Consider the following 10,396-nt stretch of genomic DNA (forward strand, 5'->3'; position numbering starts at 1 on the left):
AGTTCGAAACAGGAGTGTGGATCGATGACGGGCTCGGTGACCGCGGCCGACGTGCGGGCGGCCCTGCGGGAACTGGCGGATCCGGCTGATGCCGCGAACCTGCGGAAATTCTTCAAGACCGGGCCCGGCGAGTACGGCGAGGGCGACGTGTTCCTGGGTGTCCGGGTTCCGGCCAGCCGCGGCGTCGCGAAACGCTTCGCCGCGCTCGCGCTGGACGAGATCGATGAGCTGCTCGACAGCGACGTGCACGAGGACCGGTTCACCGCGCTGGTCATCCTGAACAACCGATTCGCCCGGGCGTCCGCGCCGCGTTCGTTCGACGATGCCGCTCGCGCCGCCATGGTGGAGCTGTACCTGGCCGCCGTGCGCCGCGGCCGGGTGAACAACTGGGATCTCGTGGACGTGTCGGCGGAGCGCATCGTCGGCCCGTGGCTGTTGGACAAGCCGCGTGACCTGCTGTTCGAGCTGGCCGGGAGCGAATCCCTGTGGGAGCGGCGGGTGGCGCTGCTGTCCACCTTCGCGTTCATCAAGGCGGGGGACGCCTCGACCACCTTCGCGCTGAGCGAACTGCTGCTCGCCGACCGGCACGACCTGATCCAGAAGGCGCTGGGCTGGATGCTGCGCGAAGTCGGCAAGCGTGTCGATCGGAGCCTGCTGACCGGCTTCCTCGACCGGCACGCCGCGGGCATGGGCCGCACCGCGTTGAGCTACGCCACCGAGCATCTGGCACCTGAGGTCCGCGCCGGATATCGCGCGCGACAGGCGCCGCAATAGGTCGACCAACGGCACCATTCCGGGCGAACGCAAAATTGCGTCCCGATTTCCGGTGGGCTCAGAACTGGATCTTCAGGTGGTCGGTCACCGGATGCGCCTGGCAGCCGAGGATATAACCGTTCTCGATGTCCTCCGGGTCGAGGATCTCGGCGTTGTCCATCTCCACCTTGCCTTCGAGCACCGTGCAGGCGCACGAACCGCATTCGCCCTCCTGGCAGGAATACGGCACGTCCAAACCCTTGGCCAGCATGATGTCCACCAGCGTCTGCTTGCGCGGCCATTTCAGCTCGTGCACTTCGCCGTCGAGTTCGACCTCGACCGTCGCCGCGTCGGCCGCCTCCGCCTCGGAGACCTCGACCGGCGCCTGATCGGCGAACGGGTCGCCGGCCAGCGAGTTGAACACCTCGGCGTGCGTGCGCGAGCGCGGCACGCCCAGTTGTGCGAGCGCGTCGTGCACCCGGTCCATGAAAGGTTTCGGCCCGCACATGAACGCGTCGTAGCCGCGATACGGCGCGACCAGCGTGGCCAGCGCGTCGGCGGTCGGCAAGCCCTGCAGGTACTCCAGCCAGTGGATCACGGTGAGTCGCTGCGGGTGCTTGTCCGCCAGGTCGCGCAGCTCGCCGGCGAAGATCACCGACTCGTGGTCGCGGTTGGCGTAGACCAGCACGATGCGGCCGGTGCCGCGAGCCAGCGCCGACTTGAGAATGGACATCACCGGCGTGATGCCGCTGCCCGCGCCGAACAGCAGCAGATCGTCGTCGAGGTCCTTCGGGGTGAACACGCCCGAGGGCGGCAACACCTCGATCTGGTCGCCCGCCTGCACGTTGTCGCACACCCAATTCGACCCGTAGCCGCCGTCGGTCCGCTTGACGGTCACTTTCGGGCGGTCGTCGGTGTAGGGCGAGCTGGCCAGCGAGTAGCACCGCGCCACGGAGCCGGTCCGGTCGCTGGGGATGCGCAGGGTGAGGAACTGTCCCGGCTGGTAGCGGAATTTCTCGGCCAGTTCGTCGGGGACGTCGAAGACCAGCGAGCGGGTGTCGGCCGTCTCGGCGATGACCGCGGAAACCCGCAGCACGACCGAGCGCGAGCCGTGTGGAACCTCGACAGTGGTCATGTCGTCCTCTCGAACCTGGCACGGGCATCCCGCGATGCCAAAACTAGAACGTGTTTCAGTTTCATCGTACGTCGGTCGTCGCCTGCCGGACAAGCTGGGCTTCCAGACCGGCGATCAGCACGTCCATGCCGAAGTCGTAGGAATAGCGTCCGCGCAGGTCGCCGATGTAGCGGGTGGCTCGCTCGACGACGGGGGGCAGCGTCACGTCCGCCGGTGCGGAGCGGTCGCGCGGGTTCACCCGGCTGCGACCGAACAGGTAGGTGTGGATGGTCGCGTAGGCGGCGAGCACGTTGCGGTCGCCGAAGCCCGCTTCGGCCAGCAGATCCATGATGGCGGCGATCAGGTCCAGCTGTTTGCCGAGCATCTGCTCGATGAGGATGTCGCCGAGGCCGGGATACTTGCGCAATTTCTCGTCGATCTGGTCGACAAGGTCGCGCAGCCGGTGCTGCCACGGCCCGGATTCCGGCGGTGGCGTGCGCACTCCGGTCAGCGCCGCGCTGGCGACGAGGTCGAGCAGCTCGCGTTTGTCGGCGACGTAGTAGTAGGGCGCCATCGGGGAGACGCCGAGTTCGCGGGACAGTCGCCGCATCGACAATTTCTCCACGCCGTCCTCGCGGACCACCCGCAGCGCGGCCTCGACGATCTCGGACTCCGACAGTGTTCCGTTCGTGGTGCCGGCGGGTCCTCCGTGGTTACGCAAGCTTCCGCCTCCGGGCCTGGTGCTCGCACCCGAGCGTGCTGCCGCCCCCGTTCGCCTGCATTCGTCCGACTCCCATGCCACCTCTACCGCTGCGGGCGGGTGCCGCCCGTCACATTTTGTTCAGCTGCTTGCCACCCGAAGTCTAGAGCGCCGGGCGCGGACCTTGTCGCCGCCTGTTCACTCGACGGGCGGCGAACCGGCCGGTCCGCGCGGCGGACGACCTCCCGATCTCCGGTTCCCGACTGAAACCTGTTCTTTTGTCAGTTTATGACGTTATTGTGTGAGCACGGACTGCACCGGGCAGTCCGGCACACGGATCGTCCTCGCGGAGGTAGCCATGCCGGAATACGGGTCCATCGGACACGCCGACACCGACAACACCGGACGGATGGAGACCGCCGCCGCGCGGTCGGCCGAAGAAGCGCCGCTGGTCGAGGAGAGCCTCATCGAAGAGGTGTCCATCGACGGTATGTGCGGCGTCTACTGACGGGCGGTCGAGGACGATGCTCGATCTCGATACCCGCTGGCAGCTGCACCCCCGAGTGGCGCTGCGGCCGGAGCCCTTCGGCGCGCTGCTCTACCACTTCGGCACGCGCAAACTCTCCTTCCTGAAGAGTCCGCGGATCGTCGAGATCGTCCGGTCGCTGCCGCAGCACGCGTCGGCCCGCAGCGCTCTGCGGGCCGCGGGCGTGCCCGAGACCGGTACCGGGGCCTACGTCGATGCGCTGACCCAGCTCGCGGATTCGCAGATGATCGTCGGCGCTCCGGCCGGCGCGCCGGTCGCGACCGCGGTGCCGAGCGCGACTGCGGTCCCCGGCGCGGCGACCGTCGCGCCGTCGGACGCGGCGGTGCGCTTGGTGGATCGCTTCGAATCCGGTCTGGCCGCGCCGATCTGCCTGACCTGGGAGCTGACCTACGCCTGCAATCTGTCCTGCGTGCACTGCCTGTCCTCCTCGGGACGGCGCGACCCGCGCGAGCTGAGCACCGAGCAGTGCAAGGCGCTGATCGACGAGTTCGAGCGCATGCAGGTGTTCTACGTGAACATCGGCGGCGGCGAGCCCACGGTGCGCCCCGACTTCTGGGAGCTGGTCGACTACGCGACCGCGCACCACGTGGGAGTGAAGTTCTCCACCAACGGGGTCCGGATCACGCCCGAGGTCGCGGCCCGGCTCGCGGCCAGCGACTACGTCGACGTGCAGGTGTCGCTGGACGGGGCCGACGCGGCGGTCAACGACGCCGTGCGCGGACCCGGCTCCTACGACATGGCCATTCGCGCACTGGAGAACCTCGCCGCGGCGGGATTCCGGGACGCGAAGCTGTCGGTGGTGGCCACCAGGCACAACATCGAACAGCTCGACCAGTTCCGGGCGATCGCCGAAAGATACGGCGCTACCTTGCGGCTGACCAGGCTGCGGCCGTCGGGGCGGGGCGCGGACGTCTGGGACGAGCTGCACCCGACTCCCGATCAGCAGCGCGTGCTCTACGACTGGCTGTTGCGCAACGGAGAGGGCGTGCTCACCGGCGACTCGTTCTTCCACCTGTCCGCGTTCGGCCAGGCGCTGCCGGGCCTGAACATGTGCGGCGCCGGGCGCGTGGTCTGCCTGGTCGACCCGGTCGGTGACGTCTATGCCTGCCCGTTCGCCATTCACGACCGGTTCCGTGCCGGAAATGTGGTCACCGACGGTGGTTTCGGCGCCGTATGGCGGTCCTCGGAACTGTTCGGGGAGCTGCGCGAGCCCAGCGGCGGCGGCGCGTGCGCGTCGTGCAGCCACTACGACGCCTGCCGGGGCGGTTGCATGGCGGCGAAGTTCTTCACCGGGCTGCCCGCCGACGGCCCGGACCCGGAGTGTGTCCAGGGCTACGGCGAGGCGGCGCTGGCCGACACCGAGCGGATGATCCCGCGTTCGTCGGTCGACCATTCGCGCCGGACCGGGCCGCGAGCGAGTGGGCGCAAGAGCGGACCGGTCCCGTTGACGCTGAGCGCGACGCGCCCGGCCGGATTCGCGCCGGAACGCCGTCCGTCGCGGGCCTGCGACGAGAGTCCGCTGGCATGACGCAATGATGTTTGCTGAAGGTATGCTATATGCCCGGTTTCGGCTATCGCCCGGTGTGCTACCGGGCGATAGCCGCCCCGTTGCCGGATGCTGTGACCGGGCCGCCGGCGAACTCCTGGCATCGGAAGCGGAGCGGGGTGCTTCCGGTGGCGGGCCGGTTTCGCCCGGAATTCCGCCGTTTTTTCCGGACTGTTGATGTCCGCACCCGAAACTCCGCCTAGCATGCCAGGAATGTGCCATGATCGCCTGCCCGATGGATTCGGGGTGCGGATCGATCCCCGGGTACGCGCATACTCCGGTGGGCGGGTACTGATCGGCGGTTCGCCGGCCCGGTTGCTGCGACTTGCCCCGGAGGCTGCCGAGATGATCGGCGACGGGTACCTCGAGGTAACGGGTCCGAAATCCGCCGTCGTTGCCAGACGGCTGCTCGACTCCGGAGTGGCGAATCCCCGCCCCCGGCTGCTGCCCTCGCCGGAGGACGTCACCGTCATCGTGCCGCTGCACAACAACGCCGAGGGGCTGGCGCGGCTGCTGGCCGCGCTGCGCGGGCACAACGTCATCGTGGTCGACGACGGGTCCGACCAGCCGGTCCGGATCCCGCGCAACCGCGGCACCCGGTGCCGGGTGACGGTGCTGCGGCACGACCGCAGACAAGGGCCCGCCGCCGCGCGCAACGCCGGTTTACGGGCGGCGACAACCGACTTCGTCGCGTTCCTGGATTCCGACGTGGTGCCGCGCAGCGGATGGCTGGAGGTGATGCTCGGCCACTTCAGTGACCCCGGAGTGGCGCTGGTCGCCCCGCGGATCGTCGCGCTGGACCCGGAGTCCAACGCGCTGGCGCGCTATGAGCACACCCGGTCCTCACTGGATCTGGGCCGGCGCGAGGCGGCCGTGCACTCGCGCGGACTGGTGTCCTACGTGCCGAGCGCGGCGCTGCTGGCCCGGCGCAGGGCGCTGCTGCAACAAGGCGGTTTCGACGAGTCGATGCACGTCGCCGAGGACGTCGACCTGTGCTGGCGGCTGGAGCGGGCGGGCTGGCGGTTGCGCTACGAGCCCGCCGCGCACGTGGCGCACGACCACCGGGTGTGCTTCCGGGCCTGGTTCGGCCGCAAGCTTTTCTACGGCACCGGCGCCGCGCCGCTGGGTGAGCGGCACGCGGGCACGGTCTCGCCGCTGTCGGTGCCGTCCTGGACCCTGTTGGCCGCGTTCCTGTTCGGGACGCTGACCAAGTGGGGAGTGCTCGGCGGCATCGTCACCCTGATCACCGCGCTGGCCCGGCTGCGCCGCGTCTTCGCCGGGCTGGACAACCCCACCCGGATCGCCGCGATCTACCTGGCGCGCGGATTCTTCGCCGGACTGTGGCGCCTGGCCTCGGCGATGTGCAGGCACTACTGGCCGATCACGCTGCTGGCGATGGTCGTCTCGCGGCGGGTCCGGCGGATCGCGGTCACCATGGCCGTCGCGGACGGACTGGCCGACTGGTTCACCCACCGTGACGCGGGCGGCCTGGACCCGGTGCGCTACGTCGCCTACAAGCGGCTCGACGACATCGCTTACGGCACCGGCCTGTGGCTGGGCGCCTTCCGCGCCCGCAGCATGGAGGCGTTGAAACCCACCACACCGTCGCGCTGATCCAGCCGAACGACCCGCGATGACCTGGTCCGCACCGGCGCGGGACCGCCCGGTGGCGCGGACCGCGCCGAGACGCTGAACGGGAGTCCGAATGGCCGACACGCTCGTCGTCGGGGGCGGTACCGCCGGATGTGTGCTGGCGGAGCGGTTGAGCGCCGATCCGGCGCACACGGTGCGATTGCTGGAGGCCGGCGCGCTGTGGACCAGCGCGGACGCGATGCCCGCCGAACTGATGGACGCGGCCGCGCTGCCGATCGGTCCGGAAGCGGAATGGCTGTGGCGTTACGAGGTCGTCCTCGCCGACGACCCGCCGGTGCCGGGAACCATCGTGCGCGGCAGGCTGATCGGCGGCTCGGGGTCGGTGAACGGCGGTTACTTCGTCCGGGCCACGGCGGCGGACTTCGACGCCTGGACTCGTGTGCTCGGCGGCTCGGATGCCTGGTCGTACGAATCCGTGCTTCCGATGTACTGCCGGACCGAGCGGGACCTGGACTTCGGCGAGCAGCCCTGGCACGGTGACGGCGGCCCGATTCCGGTGCGGCGCGCGTCGGATCCCGCTCCGGTCAGCGCGGCGTTCGCGCAGGCGTGCCTGGCTGCCGGATTCGCCGAACTGCCCGATCTCAACGCACCCGGCACCGGCGCGGGCGTCGGGGCGGTGCCGTGCAATTGCGACGGGGGCAGGCGGATCGGCCCGGGCGTGGGCTACCTGCTGCCCGCGCTGTCTCGGCCGAACTTGACCGTCGCCGGGGAAACGATGGTCACCCGCATCCGCTTCGACGGAACCCGCGCGGTCGGCGTGGAATGCGTGCGCGAGGGCGAGATCCGCGTCGAGTGGGCCGACCGCGTCGTGCTCTGCGCCGGTGCGATCGAGTCGGCCGCGCTGCTGTTGCGCTCGGGCATCGGTGACCCGCGACAGCTTCGCGCACTGGACATCCCGGTCGTGCATTCCGCCCCCGTCGGCGCGTGGTTCAGCGACCATCCCGAAGTGGGCATCTCCTACCTGCTCGACGTGGCCGAACCGCCGAGCGTCCCGCTGGAGACGGTGCTCGAGGTCGGCGACGTCGAAATTCGGCCGTACGCGGTGTCCTTCACGCCGGGAGTGCACCGGCTGGGCGTCACGCTGATGCGCCCGCGCTCGTCCGGGGTGCTGCGTCTGCGATCGGCCGAACCGGACGCCGCACCGCTGATCGACTATCGCTATCTCACCGCGGAGCAGGATCGCGTCCGGTTCCGCGACGCGGTGGCGACCGCGGGCGGGCTGCTGCGCCGGATGAACGCACGGCCGGTCGATCCGATTCCGGAGCCGGCCGATCTCGGCGCCTGGCTGCGCGCGAATCTCGCCACTTCGCAGCATTTGTCCGGAACTTGCCGAATGGGCCGGGAAAACGACGCGGCGGCGGTGGTGGACGAGATGTGCCGGGTGCACGGCGTCACCGGATTGTCCGTCGTGGATCTGTCCATCGTGCCGGTGCCACTCGGGCGGGGACCACAGGCGACGACCATGATGATCGCGGAAAAGGCGGCCGCGCACCTTACCTCGTAAAGTGAAATACAGTTAGATCACAATTCGCGGCTGTGACCTCGCGGACAAACCCCAACCATCGGCCGGTGCCGTCCTGCGCGCGCCGGTACAGTTTGGGGCGGAAAGAAAGGCAAATGGGCAGCAACATCGCAGGTGGGCGACCCCCGGGGCAGGGCGTCGAGCCGGGTGCCCAACTCGGTGCGCTCGAAGTCTATGCCGCGCAGGCGCACGGATATCTCAGCGCGGGCGGCGATCGACTTGCCCGGCTCGCCGGTTTGCTGCGCCCTGCCGTGCTGGAGTCCTGGCTGCGCAGCGTGCGCGGCGGAGTCGACCCGACGGATGCGCTCGACGGTCGCGGCCTGCGCGGCGCCGATCTGCAACGCTACCTCCAGGCTCATCCGATCGCGGCGCTGATGCCGCTGATCGATAAGTTGCTCGTGCGGGACACGGCCGGAACGGGTTTGATCGTCGTGGTCGCCGATCAGTTCGGCCGGGTGCTGTCGGTGCACGGGAGCGCCGAACAGGTCGCGGCGGCCGCGGAGATCGGCCTGCGCGCCGGGGACGATCTGAGCGAGCGCCGCATCGGCACGAACGCGGTCGGCTTGGTGGTGCGCACCGGTCGCGCCGCGTGGATCCATGGACCGGAGCACTTCCTGCACCGGATGCACCGGATCACCGGCGCCGCGGCGCCGGTGCACGATCCGGACGGCAGGCTGGTGGGCGTGCTGATGATCGCGGGCGGCGTCCGTGTGGCCAAGCCGGAGATCCTCGCCCTGGTCAAGGCCACCGCCACCGCCGCGGAGATGGATCTGCTGCTCACCGCGATGCGGGCCCGCGTGGACGGCCGGGGACGTCGCGACCCCGCGCAGCCGCATCCCGCGGGCCGGCTCGGGCTCGACGTGCTCGGTCTCGGGCAGCCGCAATTGAACCTGGCCGACGCTCGGGTTCCGTTGTCCCAGCGGCATGCCGAGATCCTGCTGCTGCTGGCCGAACACCCGGAGGGGCTCGGCGCCGATCACCTCGCGCTGCTGCTCGACGACACCGATCTGGACAACGGCACCATCCGCGCGGCCGTCTCGCGTTTGCGGGCGGTGGTCGGCCCGGCCGTGTTCGGTTCGCGGCCCTACCGGTTGCGCGTTCCGGTGGAAACCGATGTGGCGGCATTGCGCGCCGCGCTCGACTCCGGTGATGTCGATTCCGCATTACGACTTTATGCCGGACCGGTACTGCCGCGGTCGACCGCACCGGGGGTCATCGACATTCGCGACGAACTGCGGGTGCGATTGCGCGCCGCGGTGCTGGGTTCCGCGGACGCGGCCGTGCTGCGCCGATGGACCGCGTGCCAGGAAGGGCGCGAGGACGCCGCGGCGTGGGCGGCCTACCGGGCCACGGTCGATCGTGAGTCGCCGTTGTACGCGCAGATCGAGGCCAAGCTCCGGGTACTGGACCGCCGGCTGGGCGCTGATGCAACGCGGATGCAACGTTTCGGCTCATAGTCTGCACAGTCATCGGCGCGGAGCGTGTTCCCGTGGTCTAAAAGGGAATCGGGCATACTGTTTTGCCCCGAGTTCCGGCCCCGGGTAGCCGCACTGGACGACCGTCCAGAAGTTTTTAGGGGAAATAGTTCCTTTTTATTAGGAAACCCTCTAATGTTCGCACTGCACGGACTGTGAACCGTGTGACGTAGCTGACATAGCCGTGGCGCCCGGTCCACGGCGATGACGTTGGAGGAATGCCGGATTCCGTGCGAGTGGGCCTCGACCGCTCGCGCACTCATCGAAACGCACGTGGTGCTCGACGCCATGCGTCCGGCCTGGGCAGCCGGACGCAGCGGCTTGTTCGTGCTGCCCGAAAGCGTTCGGACGACGGTTGTTTCGCCGAGTAGGAGGCTCTGGTGCGGGATACGGAGTTGGGTGGGTTCAGCGCCTCGCCGCCGCGTTCGGTCCAGCTTCAGCCGTCCTCGGCCGCACCCGCGCCGTTCGCGCTGACCGGCGCTCGCCCGTACAACCTGTATGGTCCGACGGAGGCGGCGGCCGACGTCGCCTTTCACGAAGTCGCCGGCACCGATACCCTCTCGGTGCCGATCGGCGCCCCGGTGTTCGACACCGGGCTCTACGTCCTCGATCCGCGGCTTCGGCCGATACCGGTCGGGGCGCCGGGTGAGCTGTATCTGTCGGGGGTACAGCTCGCCCGGGGCTACCTCGCGCGACCGGAGCCGACCGCGGAACGGTTCGCGGCCGATTCGTTCGGCGGCCCGGACGTGCCCGCGTCGGCGGAATACCGGATGTGCCGCACCGGTGGCCTGGTGCGATGGATGCCGCACGGCGAGCCGGAGTACTTCGAAAGCAGCGCTTTCCCGGGGCGGCCGCGGGGCCCGCGCATCGAGCTCGGCGAGATCGAGGCCGTGCCCGGGCGGGTCGAGGCGGTGCTGGGCCGGGTAGGGGCCGTGGTCGGCCGGGGCGATGCGTTGGTCGGCCGGGGCGGGGCGGTGTTGGGCCGGGTCGACGTGGTGCTGGACCGGGTTGATGCGTTGGTGGGCCGGGTCGGGGCGTTGGTGGGCCGGGGCGATGCGTTGGTGGGCCGGGTCGGGGCGTTGGTGG

Annotated in this window: 9 protein-coding genes; 7 read left to right on the plus strand and 2 right to left on the minus strand. The window is 69.7% G+C overall.

Annotation, left to right across the window (positions count from 1 at the left end; all coding sequences use genetic code 11):
- Positions 1–24: 24 nt before the first annotated feature.
- Positions 25–774: a DNA alkylation repair protein gene (locus tag ON27_RS03960; RefSeq protein ID WP_043719414.1), complete on the plus strand. Its 750-nt coding sequence runs from the start codon at positions 25–27 to the stop codon at positions 772–774.
- A gap of 58 nt (positions 775–832) precedes the next feature.
- Here ON27_RS03960 and ON27_RS03965 read toward each other — a convergent pair whose 3' ends face one another.
- A complete protein-coding gene (locus ON27_RS03965; RefSeq protein ID WP_043719417.1) occupies positions 833–1,888 on the minus strand; it encodes a ferredoxin--NADP reductase in 1,056 nt (351 codons plus the stop codon).
- Positions 1,889–1,949: 61 nt separating this feature from the next.
- Positions 1,950–2,588, minus strand: a complete 639-nt coding sequence (gene mftR2 / locus ON27_RS03970) for a mycofactocin system transcriptional regulator MftR2 (protein WP_051046193.1) — start codon at positions 2,586–2,588, stop codon at positions 1,950–1,952.
- A 388-nt stretch (positions 2,589–2,976) separates the two neighbouring features.
- Here mftR2 and mftA point away from each other — a divergent pair, with 388 nt between their 5' ends.
- The 6 genes from mftA to ON27_RS44270 all read left to right on the plus strand — a co-directional run.
- A complete protein-coding gene (gene mftA, locus ON27_RS42680; RefSeq protein WP_157107015.1) occupies positions 2,977–3,075 on the plus strand; it encodes a mycofactocin precursor MftA in 99 nt (32 codons plus the stop codon).
- A gap of 16 nt (positions 3,076–3,091) precedes the next feature.
- Complete coding sequence (gene mftC, locus ON27_RS03980) at positions 3,092–4,642, plus strand: mycofactocin radical SAM maturase (protein ID WP_083887366.1); 1,551 nt, start codon at positions 3,092–3,094, stop codon at positions 4,640–4,642.
- Positions 4,643–4,873: 231 nt separating this feature from the next.
- Positions 4,874–6,274 carry a mycofactocin biosynthesis glycosyltransferase MftF gene (gene mftF, locus ON27_RS03985; protein ID WP_043719422.1) on the plus strand — a complete coding sequence of 467 codons (1,401 nt, stop codon included), beginning with the start codon at positions 4,874–4,876 and terminating at the stop codon, positions 6,272–6,274.
- A 91-nt stretch (positions 6,275–6,365) separates the two neighbouring features.
- The gene (gene mftG, locus ON27_RS03990; protein WP_043719424.1) at positions 6,366–7,817 is read left to right on the plus strand and encodes a mycofactocin dehydrogenase MftG; all 1,452 of its coding nucleotides are present in this window, start codon (positions 6,366–6,368) and stop codon (positions 7,815–7,817) included.
- 113 nt (positions 7,818–7,930) lie between these two features.
- Positions 7,931–9,292: a GAF domain-containing protein gene (locus ON27_RS03995; protein ID WP_043719426.1), complete on the plus strand. Its 1,362-nt coding sequence runs from the start codon at positions 7,931–7,933 to the stop codon at positions 9,290–9,292.
- A gap of 398 nt (positions 9,293–9,690) precedes the next feature.
- On the plus strand, positions 9,691–10,396 hold a 706-nt coding region (locus ON27_RS44270; RefSeq protein ID WP_043719428.1), incomplete at its 3' end, for an AMP-binding protein.

Source organism: Nocardia asiatica NBRC 100129, assembly GCF_000308415.1.
In the GTDB taxonomy this organism is placed as follows: Bacteria; Actinomycetota; Actinomycetes; order Mycobacteriales; family Mycobacteriaceae; genus Nocardia; species Nocardia asiatica.

What these genes read in the sequence shown, in the direction of transcription:
- ON27_RS03960 (WP_043719414.1), top strand. Translation starts at nt 25, where the DNA reads ATGACGGGCTCGGTGACCGCGGCCGACGTGCGGGCGGCCCTGCGGGAA.
- ON27_RS03965 (WP_043719417.1), bottom strand. Translation starts at nt 1,888, where the DNA reads ATGACCACTGTCGAGGTTCCACACGGCTCGCGCTCGGTCGTGCTGCGG.
- mftA (WP_157107015.1), top strand. Translation starts at nt 2,977, where the DNA reads ATGGAGACCGCCGCCGCGCGGTCGGCCGAAGAAGCGCCGCTGGTCGAG.
- mftC (WP_083887366.1), top strand. Translation starts at nt 3,092, where the DNA reads ATGCTCGATCTCGATACCCGCTGGCAGCTGCACCCCCGAGTGGCGCTG.
- mftF (WP_043719422.1), top strand. Translation starts at nt 4,874, where the DNA reads ATGTGCCATGATCGCCTGCCCGATGGATTCGGGGTGCGGATCGATCCC.
- mftG (WP_043719424.1), top strand. Translation starts at nt 6,366, where the DNA reads ATGGCCGACACGCTCGTCGTCGGGGGCGGTACCGCCGGATGTGTGCTG.
- ON27_RS03995 (WP_043719426.1), top strand. Translation starts at nt 7,931, where the DNA reads ATGGGCAGCAACATCGCAGGTGGGCGACCCCCGGGGCAGGGCGTCGAG.